We start from the raw sequence: 18,380 nt of genomic DNA on the forward strand, positions 1-18,380 counted from the left end.
CGGCGGGCGCCCGCACCCGGTCCGTTCCCGGACCACGGTACGGGCGCCCGCCGCCCGTTGGGCCCCGGCCACGCGGCCGGGCCCGAAGGTCACACGTCGACCATTGTCACCCGAAAGTGGATCAGCCCTGACCGGCGTCCAGGATGTCCACCACGAAGACCAGGGTCGCGCTGGGCGGGATGTCGCCCTGGCCCTTGTCCCCGTAGCCCAGCGCGGCCGGGATCACCAGCTCGACCCGGCTGCCGACGGTCTGGCCCACCAGGCCCTGGTCCCAGCCCTGGATGACCTGGCCGCCGCCGACCGGGAAGGAGAACGCCTGGCCCTTGCTGAGCGAGGAGTCGAAGATCTTGCCGTCCTTGAACAGCGCGCCGGTGTACTGGACGACGACCTTCTCGCCCTTCTCCACCGCCGGCCCGGTGCCCTTGATCAGGACGTGGGTCTTCAGCTCGGTCGGGTCCTTGGCGCCGGCCACCGGGGTGATCTCGGCCGGCTTCTTGCCGTTGTCCTTGACCTGCGGGAAGTCCGCCGGCGGCGGGGTCACGGTGCCGCTCACCACCGCGTCGGGCGCGTTGGTGTTGCGGATGTCGATCACGAAGATCAGGTCGTCCTTGGCGCCGATCGACATGTCCGGCTTGCCCTGGGAGCCGAAGGCGGCGGCCGGCGGGGCCACCACCAGCACCCGGCTGCCGGCCTTCTTCCCGACCACGGCCTGGTCCAGCGCCGGGATCAGCGCGTCGGTGCCGGCCTGGAAGATCTGCGGCTTGCCGTTGTTGTCGTACGAGCTCGGGATGTCCTTGCCGGTGTTCCAGTCCTTGGCGGTGTAGTCCACCGAGGTCCAGGAGTTCTTGTCCACCTTGGGGCCGCTGCCCTCGGACAGCACCTTCACCACGAACGAGCCGTCGGACTTGTCGCCCGGCACCTGGATGTCGGCCTTCTTGCCGAAGTCACCGGTGATCGTCGGCAGCACCTTGGCGGTGTCCTTGATCGGCGGCACCGGCTCGGCGCTCGGCGTGGGCGGCGCGGTCTTGGCCGCGTCCGGCTTGGCGGCCGAGGCGCTGTCCTTGGAGTCGTCCTTGTTCACCATGTAGAGCGTGATGCCGCTGCCGACCAGCAGCACGGCCAGCACCGTGCCGAGGATCACGCCCAGCTTGCCCACGCTCGGCGGGTTCTCGTCGTACCCGGCTTCCGAGCTGTCGGACTTGCGCACATTGCTGGCGAAGATCTGCGGGGCGTCGTCCGTCTTGGTGCCACCCGCGGCGCGCGACGTCTCGCCGGGCTGCGCCCAGCCGGCCTGCTGCGCCAGGATCGCCGGGGGAACGACGATCGACTCGCGGTCCCCGGCAGCCGGGCCGCCGGTACGGGAGGCGGTCGGGTCACCCGCAGAGCTGTCGTTCGCCGCGGTGCCGGCCCCGCCCGGGCTCGGCGTCTTCTCAGTCATGACTCCCCATCCATACTCGCCACGAGGTCTTCCAGGTATGCGCCCGGCGTGGTGAGCGCCGGCCTCTGCCGCCGTACCGCCCGCCCCGGACCTCGGCGCCGGGCGGCGCCTGCCACAGTGCGAGGGCAGTATGACAGCTCAGGATGAGGGCGGACGCTTCGTTGTACGAGCGTCCGCCCAAGCGTACGGAATCCTCCGGGCGACTTCGAGGGCCTGCCCGGAGGATCCTTGCCGGGTCCGCGACAAAATCCTCCGAACAGGCCCGGGACCGCTCGCTAGACCGCTTCCAGGATGTCGATCACGAAGACCAGCGTGGAGTTCGCCGGCACCGCGCCCTGCGCCTGGTCCTTGTAGCCGAGCGCCGGCGGCACCACCAGCGCGACCCGGCTGCCCACGGTCTGCCCGACCAGGCCCTTGTCCCAGCCCTCGATCACGCTGCCGGTACCGATCTGCACCGCCTGCGCGCCGCCGTGCGTCCAGGAGGAGTCGAACTGCTGCCCGTTGCTCCACAGCACCCCGGTGTACTGCACCACCAGGGTCTGCCCGCTCTTGACCTGCTTGCCCTCGCCCTTGATCAGCACCGCCTGCTGCAGGTCGGTGGGCGCGGCCTGCCCGGGCGGGACGGTGATCGTCACCGGGGCCTTGCCGTTGTCCTTGACCTGTGGCAACGTCGCGGCGGGCTCGGTCATGTTCCCGCTCAGGGTGGAGTCCGGCGGCAGGCTCTCCATGATGTCCAACACGAACACCACCGTGTCCCCCGGGCCCACGCCCAGCTGGCCGGAGCCCTTCTCCGCGAAGGCCGCCGCCGGCGGGGCCACCACCAGCAGCCGGGTGCCCACCTTCTTGCCGATCACGCTCTGGTCCAGCGCCGGCACCAGCTGCCCGCTGCCGGCCTGGTAGAGCTGCGGCTTGCCGCTCGGGTCGTACGAGCTGGGCAGGTCCTTGCCCGTGGTCCAGTCCTTCGCCGAGTAGTTGACGGTGACCCAGTCGCCCTTGTTGACCGTCGACCGGTCGCCCTCGACCACGGTGTTCACCACGAACTGGCCGCTGGGCTGCTGCCCCTCGGGGATGGTGACGGTGGCCTTGCTGCCGAAACCGCCACCCGAAAGAGTGGGCATCGGCGAGGCCTCGGAGACCGGCGCGGGCACCGTCGGAGCGGCGGTCGCGGTGGACGGCGTCGCCGGGCCGGCCGCCTTGGGCGAGCTGCTGCAGGCGACCGCGAGCAGCAACGGCAGGGTGAGAAGCAAACCGGCGGTGCGGCGCACGGTGGTCCTAACTGTCGGTCGAAGTCGGCTCTCCTGACTCGACGGACAGCGTATGCCCGGCATGCGTCCGGCCCCGGTAGACACCACCGGGGCCGGCCGACACCTTGATCACACAGCTTCGATCGAACGGGGGCAGGGGCACTACATCCCCGCGATCAGCTTCTCCACCCGCTCGTCCACCGAACGGAACGGGTCCTTGCACAGCACCGTGCGCTGCGCCTGGTCGTTCAGCTTCAGGTGCACCCAGTCCACCGTGAAGTCCCGGCGCTGTTCCTGCGCCCGGCGGATGAAGTCCCCGCGCAGCCGGGCCCGGGTGGTCTGCGGCGGGATGGACTTGGCCTCGAAGGTCTTGAGGTCGTTGGTCACCCGCAGCGCCTGGCCCTTGCCCTGGAGCAGGTAGAACAGGCCGCGGCGGCGGTGGATGTCGTGGTACGCGAGGTCGATCTGGGCCACCCGCGGGTTGGACATGCTCATCTGGTGCTTCTCGCGGTAGCGCTCGATGAGCTTGTACTTCATGATCCAGTCGATCTCGGTGGCCACCCCGTCCAGCCGCTCGGTGCGCACGGCCTCCAGGGTGCGGCCCCACAGGTCGAGCACCCGGGCGATGGTGCCGGTGTTGATGCCCTTGCGATCGGCGAACTCCAGGGCCTTGGAGTAGTACTCCTCCTGGATGTCCAGCGCGCTGGCCTCGCGGCCGTTGGCCAGGCGCACCTGGTGGGTGCCGGTGAGGTCGTGGCTGACCTCGCGGATCGCCCGGATCGGGTTCTCCAGGGTGAGGTCGCGCATCACCACGCCGGCCTCGATCAGCCGCAGCACCAGGTCCGTGGCGCCGACCTTGAGCAGCGTGGTGGTCTCCGACATGTTGGAGTCGCCGACGATCACGTGCAGCCGGCGGTAGCGCTCGGCGTCCGCGTGCGGCTCGTCCCGGGTGTTGATGATCGGACGGGAGCGGGTGGTCGCCGAGCTGACGCCCTCCCAGATGTGCTCGGCCCGCTGGCTGACGCAGTACACCGCGCCGCGCGGGGTCTGCAGCACCTTGCCCGCGCCGCAGATCAGCTGGCGGGTGACCAGGAACGGGATCAGCACGTCGGCCAGCCGGGAGAACTCACCGTGCCGGGCCACGAGGTAGTTCTCGTGGCAGCCGTAGGAGTTGCCGGCCGAGTCGGTGTTGTTCTTGAAGAGGTAGACGTCCCCCGCGATGCCCTCCTCGTGCAGCCGCCGCTCGGCGTCCACCAGGAGTCCTTCGAGGATGCGCTCGCCCGCCTTGTCGTGCGTCACCAGCTCGACGACGTCGTCGCACTCGGGGGTGGCGTACTCGGGGTGGGAGCCGACGTCGAGGTAGAGCCGGGCACCGTTGCGCAGGAAGACGTTGCTGCTGCGGCCCCAGGAGACGACCCGGCGGAACAGGTACCGCGCCACCTCGTCCGGCGACAGCCGTCGCTGCCCGCGGAACGTGCAGGTCACGCCGTACTCGTTCTCCAGCCCGAAAATCCGGCGGTCCATGAGCACCTTCTTTCGAGGGAGACCACCGACCTCAGCCAGTGGTCGAATCGAATCCTGAAACTGGCATCGCGGAGCGACACAGCGTAGTGGCCTGACCACCTTTCGTCAGGCGGCGGGCAGGGCTCGCCCGGAGCCAGCCGTCAGGCGGGCTTGAGGCTCCATGGCTCTAGCCGTTGGGAAGGAGTCACGAGCACTCCATTCCGGTCCGGAGTTCTCTCGACCTCCGCGAGGTCTCGCAGGCCGCCGCAGGGGCATCGGTGTCCCGTACGACGGCGGGCAGCGCCGCCGCACGGGACTCCGCCGTACTACTCGTCCGACGGCGTGGTGTCCGCCGGGTTCTCCTCGTCGTCCGCTTCGGCGGACTGGTCCCCGTCGAGCAGCCGGCCGAGCTGGTTGCCCAGGATCCGCTTGAACTTGCGCTGCTGGAACCGCTGGCGGTCGAGGACCGCGACCTCCAGCTGTTCCGGGGTGAGGGCGCGCGGGCTGCCGCCGTTGGGGTCGCGGGCGAGCGAGTCCACCGCCACCTTCACCGCCTCGGTGAGGCTCAGGCCGGCGCGGTGGCGCTGGCCCAGGTAGTTGCCGATCGAGTCGGCGTTGCCGCCGACCACCACGTAGTTCTTCTCGTCGACGACCGAGCCGTCCGGCGTGAGCCGGTAGATCTGGTCGTTGTCGCTGGTGCGGCCGACCTCGGCCACGATCAGCTCGACCTCGTACGGCTTCTCGCCGACCGAGGAGAAGATGGTGCCCAGGGTCTGGGCGTACACGTTGGCCAGCCCGCGGGCGGTGACGTCGGCCCGGTCGTAGGAGTAGCCGCGCAGGTCGGCGTAGCGGACGCCGCCGATGCGCAGGTTCTCGAACTCGTTGTAGCGGCCGACCGCCGCGAAGGCGATCTTGTCGTAGATCTCGGAGACCTTGTGGAGGGCTCTGGAGGTGTTCTCCGCGACGAAGACGATGCCGTCGGCGTAGGTGAGCACGACCACGCTGCGGCCGCGCGCGATGCCCTTGCGGGCGTACTCCGCGCGGTCCGCCATGGCCTGCTGGGGCGAGACGTAGAACGGTGTCGACACCGGCGGTCGTCCCTTTCCTGTGAGGTGGTGGCTAGATCAGCGGGGCCTGCGGGCCGTTGGGGCGGGCCAGGCGCTCGTCGGTGATGGCGACGGCGATCTCGGCGACCTCCGCCTCGGTGAGCCGGCGGAAGCCGTCCTCGGTGATCAGCGAGACGATCGGGAAGATCTTCCGTGCCAGGTCCGGGCCGCCGGTGGCGGAGTCGTCGTCCGCCGCGTCGTAGAGGGCCTGGACGACCAGGGTGGCGGCCTGGTCGGCCGTCAGGTCGTCGCGGTAGAGCTTCTTCATCGAGCCGCGGGCGAAGACCGAGCCCGAGCCGGTGGCGGCGAACCCACGCTCCTCGGAGCGCCCGCCGGTGACGTCGTAGTTGAAGATCCGGCCGCGGCCGCGGTCCAGGTCGTAGCCCGCGAAGAGCGGCACGACCGCGAGGCCCTGCATCGCCATGCCCAGGTTGCCCCGGATCATGCTGGTGAGCCGGTTGGCCTTGCCCTCCAGGGAGAGCGTGGTGCCCTCGATCTTCTCGTAGTGCTCCAGCTCCAGCTGGAACAGCCGGACCATCTCGACCGCGAGGCCGGCGGTGCCGGCGATGCCGACCGCGCTGTACTCGTCGGCCGGGAACACCTTCTCGATGTCGCGCTGGGCGATGACGTTGCCCATGGTCGCCCTGCGGTCACCGGCGATCACCACGCCGCCGTCGAAGACCGCGGCCACGATCGTGGTCCCGTGCGGGGCCTCGACCACGGCGCCCTCGGGGAGCCCGTTGTGGCCGGGGATCAGCTCCGGCCGGTGCTCGGCGAGGAAGTCGAGGAACGAGGACGACCCCGGGGTCAGGAAGGCAGCCGGTAGACGCCCGGTGCCACGAGTGTTGGCTTCCACACGATTCCTTCCAGGTAGCTTGAAGCGCGCGATGCCCGCACCCTACCCGCCGACGATCACTGTCCACGCGTGGAGGGGCCGATGCCGGGCGGCCGGGCGGACGACGCCGCCCGACCGCCACGGACGGTCGCGACCGTGAATTCCCGAATACCGGGGGCGGACTATTGCCCACCCTTCTGAACGAATCCCCGGACGAAATCCTCGGCATTCGACTCGAGGACCTCGTCGATTTCGTCCAGCACCGCGTCGACGTCGTCGCTCAGCTTTTCCTGGCGCTCCTTGAGGTCATCGGAATTCTCGGCTTCCGCGACCTGTTCCTCGACCTCCTCGGAGGAACGGTTTGCCCGCTGCTGGCCGCCGCCGGTGTCCTTGCTCGCCATTTCCCTCACCCCGCTCGAATCGTCTGGCACGGTTTGGTCGGTCGGTCGTTGCCGGTTGGCACCGACCCTATACACAAGGTGCGACTACCGCTCCCGGTTTGCCGGTGGCGCTTCCTGTCCAACACCCGCTGCCACCCCGGATGATTCCCATTCGACGGACGTTCACCCGTTGTGATCGAAAAGTTACCCGCCGGCCAGGACGCGGAGCAGGTCCTCCGCCGTGCGGCAGCGGTCCAGCAGCTCCTTGACGTGGTTGCGGGTGCCGCGCAGCGGCTCCAGCGTGGGCACCCGCTGCAGCGAGTCCCGGCCCGGCAGGTCGAAGATGACCGAGTCCCAGGAGGCCGCCGCGACGTGGTCCGCGTACTGCTCCAGGCAACGGCCGCGGAAGTACGCCCTGGTGTCCTCCGGGGGCTTGGAGACGGCCCGCTCGACCTCCTCCTCGGAAACCAGCCGCTCGAACCGGCCACGGGCCACCAGACGGTTGTAGAGGCCCTTCTCGGCCCGTACGTCGCTGTACTGGAGGTCGACCAGGTGCAGCCGCGGGTTGTCCCATTCCAGGGCGTCCCGGCTGCGGTAGCCCTCCAGGATCTCCCGCTTGGCGATCCAGTCCAGCTGCCTGGACAGCGACATCGGGTCGCGCTCCAGCCGCCCGAGGACGTCCTCCCAGCGCGTCAGCACGTCCACGGTCTGCTCGTCGGCGTCGGTGCCGAAGCGGTCCTCGACGTACTTGCGGGCCAGCTCGAAGTACTCGAGCTGGAGCTGGACGGCGGTGAGCTTGCGCCCGTTGCGCAGGGTGATCAGGTGCTTGAGAGTCGGGTCGTGGGAGACCCGGTGCAGGGTGCGCACCGGCTGGTCCACGGCGAGGTCGGAGGCGATGAAGGAGTCCTCGATCATCGACAGGACCAGCGAGGTGGTGCCCAGCTTGAGGTAGGTGGAGATCTCGGAGAGGTTGGCGTCCCCGATGATCACGTGTAGCCGGCGGTACTTCTCGGCGTCGGCGTGCGGTTCGTCCCGGGTGTTGATGATCGGCCGCTTGAGGGTGGTCTCCAGGCCGACCTCGACCTCGAAGTAGTCCGCCCGCTGGCTGATCTGGAAGCCGTTCGCCGAACCGTCCTGGCCGATGCCGACCCGGCCGGCGCCGGTGACCACCTGGCGGGAGACGAAGAACGGGGTGAGGTGGCGGACGATGTCGGCGAACGGTGTCGCCCGCTTCATCAGGTAGTTCTCGTGGGTGCCGTAGGAGGCACCCTTGTTGTCGGTGTTGTTCTTGTACAGGTGGATGTTCTGGCCGTTGGGCAGTTCCAGCGCGCGCTGCGCGGCGGCCGCCATGATCCGCTCGCCGGCCTTGTCCCACAGCACGCCGTCGCGTGGGTTGGTCACCTCGGGCGAGCTGTACTCGGGGTGCGCGTGGTCCACGTAGAACCGGGCCCCGTTGGTGAGGATCACATTGGCGAGGCCGATGTCCTCGTCGGTCAGCTGGCTGGCGTCCGCCACCTCGCGCGCGAGGTCGAAGCCCCGCGCGTCGCGCAGCGGGTTCTCCTCCTCGAAGTCCCAGCGGGCCCGCCGCGCCCGGTGCATCGCCGCCGCGTACGCGTTGACGATCTGGGACGAGGTGAGCATGGCGTTGGCGTTGGGGTGTCCGGGCACGGAGATCCCGTACTCGGTCTCGATGCCCATCACGCGCCGTACGGTCATGCGGCCCTCCTTGCCCGGTGCGCCGCCCCCGACGGACGGAACACGCTGACGTACCGCTGAACAACACCGACGCCGGCGATCTGCCCGCGGACGGTGGGTCGAGCCTAGAACCCGGCGCCGACCGGCGGGCCCCGAGACGCGCCGTCCGGCTGCGGGGCCGCGAGGCGCCACAGCCGGACGGTGTGCGTACAGCTCCGGGGACCGCTGTCGGCCCGGGTAACCGCGTGTTTACAGGTACTGCCCCGTGTTGGCGACAGTGTCGATGGAGCGGCCGGACTCGGCGCCCTGCTTGCCGGTGACCAGCGTGCGGATGAAGACGATCCGCTCGCCCTTCTTGCCGGAGATGCGGGCCCAGTCGTCCGGGTTGGTGGTGTTGGGCAGGTCCTCGTTCTCCTTGAACTCGTCCACGCAGGCGGCGAGCAGGTGGGAGACGCGCAGACCCCGCTGACCGTGGTCGAGGAAGTCCTTGATGGCCATCTTCTTCGCGCGGTCGACGATGTTCTGGATCATCGCACCGGAGTTGAAGTCCTTGAAGTAGAGGACCTCCTTGTCACCGTTGGCGTAGGTGACCTCCAGGAAGCGGTTCTCCTCGGTCTCGGAGTACATCCGCTCCACGACCGACTGGATCATCGCCGCCACCGTGGCCTCGACGGAGCCGTCGTGCTCCTTGAGGTCGTCCGGGTGGAACGGCAGCGAGTCCTTGAGGTACTTGGAGAAGATGTCCTTCGCGGCCTCGGCGTCCGGGCGCTCGATCTTGATCTTGACGTCCAGCCGGCCGGGCCGCAGGATCGCCGGGTCGATCATGTCCTCGCGGTTCGAGGCGCCGATGACGATGACGTTCTCGAGCCCCTCCACGCCGTCGATCTCGGCGAGCAGCTGCGGGACGATGGTGTTCTCCACGTCCGAGCTGACACCCGAACCGCGGGTGCGGAACAGCGACTCCATCTCGTCGAAGAAGACGATGACGGGCGTGCCCTCGCCCGCCTTCTCCCGGGCCCGCTGGAAGACCAGGCGGATCTGCCGCTCGGTCTCGCCCACGTACTTGTTGAGCAGCTCGGGGCCCTTGATGTTGAGGAAGTAGCTCTTCCCCTGGGGGCGGCCGGTCACCTCGGCGACCTTCTTGGCCAGCGAGTTGGCGACCGCCTTGGCGATCAGCGTCTTGCCGCAGCCGGGCGGGCCGTAGAGCAACACGCCCTTGGGCGGGCGCAGCTCGTACTCCTTGAACAGGTCGGCGTGCAGGTAGGGCAGCTCGACCGCGTCGCGGATCAGCTCGATCTGGTTGCTCAGGCCGCCGATCTGGCGGTAGTCGATGTCCGGGACCTCCTCGAGGACCAGCTCCTCGACCTCGGCCTTCGGCACGACCTCGTACACGTAGCCGGAGCGCGGCTCCAGCAGCAGGGCGTCCCCCGCCCGAACGGTGGCCCCGCGCAGCGGTTCCGCGAGGCGCACCACGCGCTCCTCGTCGGTGTGGCCGAGGACCAGGGCCCGCTCGCCGTCCTCCAGGATCTCCTTGAGGGTGACGATCTCACCGATGCGCTCGAAGGCCATCGCGTCCACGATGTTGAGGGCCTCGTTGAGCATCACTTCCTGGCCGCGCCGCAGCTCGTCCAGGGCGACGTTCGGGCTGACGTTGACGCGGAGCTTGCGCCCGCCGGTGAAGATGTCGGCGGTGTCGTCCTCGTTCGCCTCGAGGAAGGTGCCGAAGCCGGCCGGGGGCTGTGCCAGCCGGTCCACTTCCTCCTTGAGGGCCACGATCTGGTCGCGGGCCTCGCGCAGGGTGGAGGCGAGCCGTTCGTTCTGGGCGGTCACGCCGGCCAGGTTGGTCTGGAGCTCGACGATCCGCTCTTCGAGGATTCTCGAATTACGCGGCGAGTCGGCGAGCTTGCGGCGCAGCACGGCGATTTCCTGCTCAAGGTACGAGACCTGAGCGGCCTCGTCGGAACCACGAGCGGGCCTGCCGGTGCTGCGGTTGTAGTCGTCATCGTGGGCTGCCACGGTCCTCACCTCCTCCGGGGAGCTGGACGCTTCCAGACCCTACCTGGGACCAGGGGTCCGTAAACCCCTAGATCAAGAAAGATGGAACGGGCGTGTCCGATCTTCGCCCCAGCGTGCTTCCCCTCTGCTAAGGGGATACCCAGCGCGCACCTCTCAAAGCAGGCCAGATGTATCGTCGAGCGAAGCGATATCCGATCGCGACCGCAGTGCGGGGTCCGATCGTTGTACGAATGGCGGGATTGCTCCAGGAATAGGGGCGACCCGGGACAGAAACGGCAGGGGACCATGTCGGTGACCGAGCAGACGGCGGCGACCGAGGAGCTGGAGGTGTGGATCGACCAGGATCTGTGCACCGGCGACGGCATCTGCGCCCAGTACGCGCCCGAGGTCTTTGAGCTGGACATCGATGGGCTGGCGTACGTGAAGGGCCCGGACGACGAGTTGCGCCAGCAGCCGGGGGAGACCGCCCCGGTGCCGCTGACGCTCCTTCAGGACGTGGTGGACTCGGCGAAGGAGTGCCCCGGCGACTGCATCCACGTGCGCCGGGTCGCCGACCGGGTCGAGGTGTACGGCCCGGACGCGGAGTGAGGTCGTAGGGCCCGACGGGCCGGGCGTCAGGCCTGGCTGACCGGGGCGGCGGTCTGGGAGCGTTCCCAGTCGCCGCCCTTGCGCGTCCAGGTGAGGTCGAGTGAGATGTCGGGCCGGAAGCGCGGCACGTCATCGCTCGAATACCCCTGTGCGTGGCCGGTGATGGCGCCGTCGGAGCGCACCGCGAGCCGGCTCAGGGTCAGGTTCTCGCGCTCGGTCAGCAGGGTGGCGACCACCACCGGGCGCTCGCCGGCGCCGAAGCCGAGCAGGTAGACGGAGTCCGGCGGGGTGCCGGTCTCGGTGGCGCAGTGCGCGGCGACGACCGTGCCCGGCCGTCCGTCACCGAGCTCTGCGGGCACGCTGAGCACCGTCTTGACCGGGAACGGCCCGCAGTCCAGGGGCAGTTGGGCCTTGGCCGGGTCGGGGGCGGCACTCGCGGCGAGGGCCTTGGGCGTGCCGCCGCGGGCGGGCACCGGGGCGCCGGTCGCCGGGGAGGCGGTGAGGGCTGCGGCCACCACCGCGCCGCAGCCGGCCAGGGCGAGGGCCCAGTGCCAGGGGGCGGTGCGCGCGTGCCCGGGCCGGGTGCGCCCCTGCGGTGTCTGCTGTCCAGCCGTCGCCGTCGTCCCGACCGCGGTCTTCACCAGGCGTCCCCTCCAGAGCTCCAGGAGCTGGTCTGCGTGAGCGAGCATCGTCCCACACGGTGCCCACGGGCCGTCGGCCGGGGAGTCGGAGGACGCGTCGGCCGAGAAAAGGAAGGGACGGCGCGAGCCGGACGCTCACACCGCCCCTTCTCTCGGGTACGGACTCAGCCCAGGTCGGGCTGCTCGGACTCGGCGTCGCGGGCGGCCTTGCGGGCCGCGGCGCGCTCCTGCAGGCTCGGCTCGGGCGCCCCGTTGTCGTAGTCCTCGCCGTACGCGCCCTTGGCCGGGCGGCGGCGGCGCAGCGGCGGCTCGACGCCGTCCGCGAGGCGGCGGGCGGTGAGCAGGAATCCGGTGTGGCCGATCATCCGGTGGTCCGGGCGGACGGCCAGGCCCTCCAGGTGCCAGGTGCGGACCATGGTCTCCCAGGCCTGCGGCTCGGTGAAGGTGCCGTGCTCGCGCAGCGCCTCGACGGTCCGCGACATCTGCGTGGTGGTGGCCACGTAGCAGCAGATGAGGCCGCCGGGGACGAGCGCCTTGGAGGCGACGTCCAGGCACTCCCAGGGGGCCAGCATGTCCAGGATGATGCGGTCGACGTCGGTCTCGACCAGGTTGTCCTGGAGGTCGCCGACGGTCAGCTTCCACGCCGGGTGCGGGCCGCCGAAGTAGCGCTCGACATTGCCCTGGGCGATGTCCGCGAAGTCCTGGCGGCGCTCGTAGGAGGCCAGCATTCCCTGTTCGCCGACGGCGCGCAGCAGGTACATGCTGAGCGCGCCGGAGCCGACGCCGGCCTCGACGACGCGGGCGCCGGCGAAGATGTCGGCCATCGCCAGGATCTGACCCGCATCCTTGGGGTAGATCACGGCGGCGCCGCGCGGCATGGACAGGACGTAGTCGGGGAGCAGGGGGCGCAGCGCGAGGTACGGGACGTTCCCCGTGGTGCGCACGACCGTGCCCTCGGAGGCGCCGATCAGCTCGTCGTGGGGGAACGCACCCTTGTGGGTGTGGAACTGGTTCCCGGCCTGGAGCGTGAACGTGTAGTGGCGACCCTTGGGGTCGGTCAGCTGGACCTGGTCCCCGACCTGGAAGGGCCCGCGTCGGCGGGCGGCACCGGTCGGTTCGGACATGCGCCCAATCCTAAGGGAAGCGGGCCGCCCCGCCTCACCGGGCCCCGGGCAGGGTAAGTCAGCGGCCGGTGACGGCGGCGGTCAGGCGCTGCTCGATGTCCGTGAGCGCGGCCACGCCGTACACCCGGCCGTCCGCCTCGACCACCAGGTACTCCCCCGCCGGGGTGGCCTGGATGGCCCGCAGCAGCGCCTCGCCGCGCAGGTCGGCGTCCAGCCGCAGCCCGGGTTCGAGGTCGCGGGCGAGCGGGCCGACGGCCACCCACGGGCGGCGGTGCTCGGGTACGGCCCGTACCGCGGACTCGCGGACGATGGCGATCGGCTCGCCCCGGCCGTCCACCACGACCACCGCGCCCGCCTGGGCCTCCCGGGCGCGGCGCATCGCCTCGCCGAGCGGGGTGTCGGCGGTGACCTCGACGGCCCGGCGGGCGAAGTCGCGCAGCCGCAGCTCGGGCAGCACCTCCTTGAGCCGGGCGTTGCGCAGGCTGCCAGTGGCGCCGTTCCAGATGATCGCGGCCAGCACGGCGGCCAGGACCGCGTCCACCAGGGTGTCGGTGGTGGTGCGCTCGACCCCGCGGGAGGCGCTGACCAGCGGCAGGCCGACCAGCACGGTGATCGCCAGCACCCGGCCCACCCAGGCGGCGGCCACCGTGCCGGTCATCGGCTTGCCGCTGACCGCCCAGACCACGGCGCGCAACATCCGGCCGCCGTCCAGCGGCAGCCCGGGCAGCAGGTTGAAGGCCGCGACCACCAGGTTGGAGACCATCAGGCCGGTGAGCAGCACCCCGGGCACGGTGGACAGCTCGACGGCGCGCAGCGCGAGGTAGAAGACCCCGCCGAGGACCAGCGAGAGCAGCGGACCGACGAAGGCCAGCCAGAACTCCCGCCAGGGAGTCTCGGCCTCGTTCTCGATCTCGGAGACGCCCCCGAAGAACTGCAACTGGATCCGCCGCACCCCGAGCCGGTAGCGCAGCGCGACCAGGGTGTGGGCCAGCTCGTGGACCAGCACGGAGGCGTAGAAGGCGACCGCGAAGAAGAAGGCGAGCAGGTAGCGGACGCCGCTGCCGAGCTCGGGCAGGACGTCGCCGAGCTGGCCGCCGAACACCCAGGTGATCAGGGCGGCGATGACGAACCAGGAGGGGGTGACGTAGATGGGCACGCCGAAGGGGCGCCCCATCAGGAGACCGCCGCCGCGCTCCGGCGGCTGCCCGCCCGGGCGTCCGCCGTCCTGCGGTGGTTGGTCGGAGGTCTGCTGCCCCCTGCTGTCGCTCACCGTGTTCCCTTCGGTCGTCCCACCGTCGTGCCCCCGGTGCGCCCACGCTACGTGATCGTGGCCCTCCGGCGCCGCGCGCCCCTCTGTCAGCCTTCATACCCACTGGACCGGCCCTGGACCGAACCCGGACCGGGCCCGCGTCGGTGGGTGTGGCAGCACGGTGGCAGCGGGATGACAGCAAAGGGCAATAGGGTCGTAGCCATGCAGCAGACCGACACCAGCAGTGCCGCCGAAGTCCCGGCGCGCCCGGCGGCGCCCCCGACCGGGCTGTCCCCGTCCCGCGCGGGGGACTTCCTCACCTGTCCCCTGCTGTACCGGCTGCGGGTGATCGACCGGCTGCCGGAGCCGCCGAGCGCGGCGGCGACCCGGGGCACGCTGGTGCACGCGGTGCTGGAGCGGCTGTTCGACAGTCCGGCGGCCGAGCGGACGCCGGAGCGGGCGTTGGGCCTGCTGCGCCCGCAGTGGGAGCGGCTGCTGGGCGAGCGCCCGGAGCTGGGCTCGCTGTTCCCGGAGGACCCGGACGGCGCGGCGCTCACCCGCTGGCTGGCGGACGCCGAGAAGCTGGTCGGCCAGTGGTTCCGGCTGGAGGACCCGACCCGGCTGCACCCGGTGGAGCGCGAGCTCTACGTGGAGACGGCCCTGGAGTCGGGGCTGCTGCTGCGCGGCTACATCGACCGGGTGGACGTCGCCCCGACCGGTGAGGTCCGGCTGGTGGACTACAAGACCGGCCGGGCGCCCTCGCGGGACTTCGAGGGCAAGGCGATGTTCCAGATGAAGTTCTACGCACTGGTGGTGTGGCGCTGGAAGGGTGTGATCCCCAAGCGCCTCCAGCTGGTCTACCTCGGCGGGGGCGGGGACGTGGTCAGCTACGACCCGGACCAGGCCGACCTGCTCGCGGTGGAGCGCAAGCTGCAGGCACTGTGGGAGCGGATCAGCCACGCGGTGGCCACCGGGGACTTCCCTGCCACCCGCAACCGCCTCTGTGACTGGTGCGACCACCAGGCCAGCTGCCCGGAGTTCGGCGGCACCCCGCCGCCGTACCCGCTGCCGCTGGCACGTACGTCGGATGAGAGCGATCCCACGGGGGATCCGATGAGCAAGGAGTCCTAGTGACGATCCGAGTGCTGCTGGTCGACGACCAGCCGCTGCTGCGCACCGGTTTCCGGATGATCCTGGAGGCCGAGTCCGACCTGGTGGTGGTCGGGGAGGCCGGCGACGGTCAGCAGGCGCTGGACCAGGTGCGGGCGTTGCAGCCCGACGTGGTGCTGATGGACATCCGGATGCCGCGGATGGACGGCGTCGAGGCGACCCGCCGGATCGCCGGTCCGGGTCGGGACGGCCCGGCCAAGGTGCTGGTGCTGACCACCTTCGACCTGGACGAGTACGTGGTGGAGGCGCTGCGCGCGGGTGCCAGCGGCTTCCTGTTGAAGGACGTCCCGGCGGAGGAGCTGGTGCAGGCGATCCGGGTGGTCGCGGACGGCGCGGCGATGCTGGCGCCGAGCATCACCCGCCGACTGCTGGACATGTACGCCACCAAGCTGCCCTCGGGTGACGAGGCGCCGCCGCAGGCGCTGAGCGCGCTGACCGAGCGGGAGTTGGAGGTGTTGAAGCTGGTGGCGCGCGGGCTGTCGAACGCGGAGATCGCGGCCGAGCTGTTCGTCAGCGAGACGACGGTGAAGACCCATGTCGGCCATGTGCTGACCAAGCTCCAGCTGCGCGACCGGGTGCAGGCGGCGGTGTACGCCTACGAGAGCGGGCTGGTGCGGCCCGGCACCCTGTAGTCCGACGCGGAAACGTGACGGTGGCCCGTTCGTTTCCCCCGCCTCGGTGGGGGAAACGAACGGGCCACCGTCAGGGGCGCACTACTTGGTGGTACGCCCGATGTCCCAGAAGCGGAACACGCCGGTGGAGTCGACGGTCGACTCGACGCCGGTGACGTACGACTTCGCGGCGTAGAAGGCCTTGTTCTGGAACAGCGGGACCATCGGCACGTTGTCGACGAGGATGGTCTGGACCTGGTTGTAGGTCGCGGCCGCGGCACTGCGGTCGGCCTGCTTGAGCCCCTCCGGGAGCAACTTCTGGCTGATCCGCTGGTCGTCCCAGCCGGTGTGGAAGATGCTGCCGTCGGTGACCAGCGGGCCGATGTAGTTGTCCGGGTCCGGGTAGTCCGCGGACCAGCCGACGATGTACGCCTGGTACTTGCCCTCGCTGAAGCCCTTCTGGTAGGCGGCCGGGTCGGACTCCACCTGGGTCGTCACCTGGAAGAGGCCGCCGGCCTCCAACTGCTTCTTCAGCGTGTCGATCTCGGCGTTGCCGGTGCGCGAACGCCCCGAGGCCAGGGTGAGCTTGACCGGCAGGGAGACCTTGGCGGCGGTGAGGTACGCCTTGGCCTTGTTGACGTCCTGGTCGCCGTACTTGTCGTAGAAGGCGGTGTTGTGGCCGGTGACCCCGGTCGGGACCATCGAGTACAGCGGCTGGACGGTACGCGCGAAGACGTCGCGGGCGAGCGCCTTGCGGTCGATCAGCTGGGCCACGGCCTGACGGACCGCGGTGTTGCCGGTGGTCGCGTCCTTGGTGTTGAAGGCGATGGAGGTGGTGTCGGAGCTCTCACCCTCGACGACGTTGAGGTCGGTCTTGCCGCCCTGCTGGTCGGAGAGGAGCTGAGCCGCGGTGTTGGGCTCCAGGCTGTTGTCGGTGAGGTCGACGCCCCCCTTGTCCAGCGCGTCCTTCAGGTCGCCGGGCTTGTCGAAGTACCGCACGGTGAACTTGCTGTTCTGCAGCTTGGCGTCACCGGTGTACTTGTCGTTGGGGGTCAGGACGACCTTGGCGAGGACCTTGGCGCCGCCGCCTTCGGGGGTCATGGTCTCGATCGAGTCGAACTTGTACGGCCCGGAACCGACGATCTTGTCGTTGTCGAGCAGCTTGTCGGCGGGGTAGACCTGGTGGTCCACGATGGCGCCGGCCGGGGTCGCCAGCTTGGCCGGCAGGGTCGCGTCGGCCGTGGAGAGCTGGAAGACCACCTCGTTGTCGCCCTTGGCCTCAACCGACTTGATCGTGTCCAGCAGGCCGGACGGGCCGTTCGGGTCCTTGATCTTCTTGGTGCGCTCGATCGAGTACACGACGTCGGCGGCGGTGAGCGGATGGCCGTTGGAGAACTTCTGGCCGGGGCGGAGCACGCAGTGGTACTGGGTGGCGTCGCCGCTGGTGAACTCGCAGGACTGCGCGGCGTCCGGGGCCGGGTTGCTGGCGGCGGCGGGGAAGGCGAGCAGCGACTGGTAGGTGTTGTGCAGCAGCAGCCAAGCGCCGGAGTCGTAGGCGCCGGCCGGGTCCAGGACGCTGGTGAGGCCCCGGGTACCCATGGTGATCGACTTGCCGCCGCTGTCCCCCTTAACGGCGTCGGTGACCGATCCGCAGCCGGCCACCGTCACGGCGACCAGACCGGCACAGCCGAGTACTGCCAGGCGTTCAGCTGAAGTCTTCACGGGAGCGTCCTTCTCGGTGGCACGAACCCGAGTAGCGTGCCATATCGAACACGTACGACCGATACCCGCGCAGATGACGTTTGGGACACGGCGGTTCGGGGCACCACGGCACGCTCGACGAGTTGTCAGTCAATGCCCGTTTTCTCCCCGAGTGACCACCGGCGACGGACCCGCCAGAGCCCTTACCCGCGAGTAGCCATTGGCCACAATGAGATGACAATCACATCAGGCTGGGGCTCACCCCTGGGCCCGGTCACACCCGCGAGGCGACCAGCGAGCGCAGCAGTTCGAGGTCCACCTGCTCCAGCGAGGGCAGCACCAGCCGCCCGGGGGCCGACTCGATCGGCGCCACCGAGGGCACCGCGATCACCGGGCAGCCGGCCGCCTCGCCCGCCCGCACCCCGGTCGGGGTGTCCTCGACGACCACACAGCGGGCAGGCTCCGCGCCCAGCCGGCGGGCCGCCTCCAGGTACGGGTCGGGGAACGGCTTGGTGCGCGGCACCTCGTCCCCGCCGATGGTGAAGGCGAAGCGCTCGGCGCCCAGCGAGCGCAGCACGATGTCGATCACGTGCCGGTGCGAGGCGGACACCAGGGCGGCCGGGATGCCGTGCGCGGCAAGGGTGTTGAGCAGCCGCTCGGCGCCCGGCATCAGCGGCACCCCGCCGGCCAGCAGGTCGACGAAGCGCTGGTTGACCAGCACCCCCAGGTCGGCCGGGGCGATGTCCACCCCGGTCCGGGCGACCAGGTAGTCCATCACCCGGGTCATCGGGCCGCCGACCACATGGGCGCGGTCCCGCTCGTCCAGCTGGTGGCCCAGCTCGGCGAAGAGCGTGACCTCGGCCTGCCACCAGAAGTCCTCGGTGTCCACCAGCGTGCCGTCCATGTCCAGCAGCACCGCCTGCAGGCCGCGGTCGTCCCCGTGGTCGAGCGCCAGGGCGGCGGTAGAGCTGGCGGTCATGGTGGGTCCTTCCGTCGGGTACCCCGCGGAGCGTCCCTGGACGTCCTGCGGGGATGGCACAGGCCGGCCCGCTGGTGAGCGGACCGGCCCGTTCAGGATC

The 18,380-nt window shown here is 70.3% G+C and carries 16 protein-coding genes; 3 read left to right on the forward strand and 13 right to left on the reverse strand.

All coding sequences use genetic code 11. The features are described 5' to 3' along the window. Positions 1 to 121: 121 nt before the first annotated feature. The 8 genes from ABZW30_RS06735 to arc all read right to left on the reverse strand — a co-directional run bounded on the left by ABZW30_RS06735 (position 122) and on the right by arc (position 10,217). On the reverse strand, positions 122 to 1,438 hold the full coding sequence (locus ABZW30_RS06735; RefSeq protein ID WP_355669935.1) for an FKBP-type peptidyl-prolyl cis-trans isomerase: 1,317 nt from the start codon (positions 1,436 to 1,438) through the stop codon (positions 122 to 124). Between the two features lie 275 nt (positions 1,439 to 1,713). After that, positions 1,714 to 2,703 carry an FKBP-type peptidyl-prolyl cis-trans isomerase gene (locus tag ABZW30_RS06740; RefSeq protein WP_355669936.1) on the reverse strand — a complete coding sequence of 330 codons (990 nt, stop codon included), beginning with the start codon at positions 2,701 to 2,703 and terminating at the stop codon, positions 1,714 to 1,716. Positions 2,704 to 2,844: 141 nt separating this feature from the next. Further along, positions 2,845 to 4,206: a Pup--protein ligase gene (gene pafA / locus ABZW30_RS06745; protein ID WP_355669937.1), complete on the reverse strand. Its 1,362-nt coding sequence runs from the start codon at positions 4,204 to 4,206 to the stop codon at positions 2,845 to 2,847. Positions 4,207 to 4,511: 305 nt separating this feature from the next. Beyond that, positions 4,512 to 5,273, reverse strand: coding sequence for a proteasome subunit alpha (gene prcA / locus ABZW30_RS06750; protein WP_355669938.1), 762 nt, complete (start codon positions 5,271 to 5,273; stop codon positions 4,512 to 4,514). A 31-nt stretch (positions 5,274 to 5,304) separates the two neighbouring features. After that, positions 5,305 to 6,147 (reverse strand): proteasome subunit beta, encoded by an 843-nt coding sequence (prcB, locus tag ABZW30_RS06755; RefSeq protein ID WP_355669939.1) that lies wholly within the window; start codon positions 6,145 to 6,147, stop codon positions 5,305 to 5,307. A 161-nt stretch (positions 6,148 to 6,308) separates the two neighbouring features. Further along, a complete protein-coding gene (locus tag ABZW30_RS06760) occupies positions 6,309 to 6,527 on the reverse strand; it encodes a ubiquitin-like protein Pup (RefSeq protein WP_355669940.1) in 219 nt (72 codons plus the stop codon). Positions 6,528 to 6,710: 183 nt separating this feature from the next. Next, complete coding sequence (dop, locus tag ABZW30_RS06765; protein WP_355669941.1) at positions 6,711 to 8,222, reverse strand: depupylase/deamidase Dop; 1,512 nt, start codon at positions 8,220 to 8,222, stop codon at positions 6,711 to 6,713. A 228-nt stretch (positions 8,223 to 8,450) separates the two neighbouring features. After that, positions 8,451 to 10,217, reverse strand: coding sequence for a proteasome ATPase (gene arc, locus ABZW30_RS06770; protein WP_355669942.1), 1,767 nt, complete (start codon positions 10,215 to 10,217; stop codon positions 8,451 to 8,453). Positions 10,218 to 10,502: 285 nt separating this feature from the next. Here arc and ABZW30_RS06775 point away from each other — a divergent pair, with 285 nt between their 5' ends. Continuing rightward, positions 10,503 to 10,805: a ferredoxin gene (locus ABZW30_RS06775; RefSeq protein WP_355669943.1), complete on the forward strand. Its 303-nt coding sequence runs from the start codon at positions 10,503 to 10,505 to the stop codon at positions 10,803 to 10,805. A gap of 26 nt (positions 10,806 to 10,831) precedes the next feature. Here the strand turns inward: ABZW30_RS06775 and ABZW30_RS06780 are convergent, their stop codons facing one another. The 3 genes from ABZW30_RS06780 to ABZW30_RS06790 form a co-directional block, all read right to left on the reverse strand. Further along, positions 10,832 to 11,494 (reverse strand): hypothetical protein, encoded by a 663-nt coding sequence (locus tag ABZW30_RS06780; RefSeq protein ID WP_355669944.1) that lies wholly within the window; start codon positions 11,492 to 11,494, stop codon positions 10,832 to 10,834. Between the two features lie 116 nt (positions 11,495 to 11,610). Continuing rightward, entirely contained in the window at positions 11,611 to 12,570 is a 960-nt protein-coding gene (locus tag ABZW30_RS06785; protein ID WP_355669945.1) for a tRNA (adenine-N1)-methyltransferase, read from the reverse strand. Between the two features lie 58 nt (positions 12,571 to 12,628). Beyond that, positions 12,629 to 13,840 (reverse strand): site-2 protease family protein, encoded by a 1,212-nt coding sequence (locus ABZW30_RS06790; RefSeq protein WP_355669946.1) that lies wholly within the window; start codon positions 13,838 to 13,840, stop codon positions 12,629 to 12,631. Positions 13,841 to 14,041: 201 nt separating this feature from the next. Here ABZW30_RS06790 and ABZW30_RS06795 point away from each other — a divergent pair, with 201 nt between their 5' ends. Next, the gene (locus tag ABZW30_RS06795; protein ID WP_355669947.1) at positions 14,042 to 14,950 is read left to right on the forward strand and encodes a RecB family exonuclease; all 909 of its coding nucleotides are present in this window, start codon (positions 14,042 to 14,044) and stop codon (positions 14,948 to 14,950) included. After that, on the forward strand, positions 14,950 to 15,621 hold the full coding sequence (locus ABZW30_RS06800) for a response regulator transcription factor (RefSeq protein WP_350523854.1): 672 nt from the start codon (positions 14,950 to 14,952) through the stop codon (positions 15,619 to 15,621). Before ABZW30_RS06795 ends, ABZW30_RS06800 begins: the two co-directional genes overlap by 1 nt. Before the next feature lie 81 nt (positions 15,622 to 15,702). Here the strand turns inward: ABZW30_RS06800 and ABZW30_RS06805 are convergent, their stop codons facing one another. Then, positions 15,703 to 17,322 (reverse strand): ABC transporter substrate-binding protein, encoded by a 1,620-nt coding sequence (locus ABZW30_RS06805; RefSeq protein WP_355669948.1) that lies wholly within the window; start codon positions 17,320 to 17,322, stop codon positions 15,703 to 15,705. Between the two features lie 253 nt (positions 17,323 to 17,575). After that, positions 17,576 to 18,280 (reverse strand): HAD family phosphatase, encoded by a 705-nt coding sequence (locus ABZW30_RS06810; RefSeq protein ID WP_355669949.1) that lies wholly within the window; start codon positions 18,278 to 18,280, stop codon positions 17,576 to 17,578. Positions 18,281 to 18,380 lie beyond the last annotated feature (100 nt).

Origin of the sequence: Kitasatospora sp. NPDC004669 (genome assembly GCF_040609455.1) — a bacterium.
Taxonomy (GTDB): Bacteria; Actinomycetota; Actinomycetes; order Streptomycetales; family Streptomycetaceae; genus Kitasatospora.

Excerpts from the sequence above, each read along its gene's own strand:
- ABZW30_RS06785 (WP_355669945.1), bottom strand. The coding sequence starts at position 12,570 with ATGTCCGAACCGACCGGTGCCGCCCGCCGACGCGGGCCCTTCCAGGTC.
- ABZW30_RS06795 (WP_355669947.1), top strand. The coding sequence starts at position 14,042 with ATGCAGCAGACCGACACCAGCAGTGCCGCCGAAGTCCCGGCGCGCCCG.
- dop (WP_355669941.1), bottom strand. The coding sequence starts at position 8,222 with ATGACCGTACGGCGCGTGATGGGCATCGAGACCGAGTACGGGATCTCC.
- ABZW30_RS06780 (WP_355669944.1), bottom strand. The coding sequence starts at position 11,494 with ATGCTCGCTCACGCAGACCAGCTCCTGGAGCTCTGGAGGGGACGCCTG.
- ABZW30_RS06760 (WP_355669940.1), bottom strand. The coding sequence starts at position 6,527 with ATGGCGAGCAAGGACACCGGCGGCGGCCAGCAGCGGGCAAACCGTTCC.
- ABZW30_RS06735 (WP_355669935.1), bottom strand. The coding sequence starts at position 1,438 with ATGACTGAGAAGACGCCGAGCCCGGGCGGGGCCGGCACCGCGGCGAAC.
- ABZW30_RS06775 (WP_355669943.1), top strand. The coding sequence starts at position 10,503 with ATGTCGGTGACCGAGCAGACGGCGGCGACCGAGGAGCTGGAGGTGTGG.
- pafA (WP_355669937.1), bottom strand. The coding sequence starts at position 4,206 with ATGGACCGCCGGATTTTCGGGCTGGAGAACGAGTACGGCGTGACCTGC.
- ABZW30_RS06810 (WP_355669949.1), bottom strand. The coding sequence starts at position 18,280 with ATGACCGCCAGCTCTACCGCCGCCCTGGCGCTCGACCACGGGGACGAC.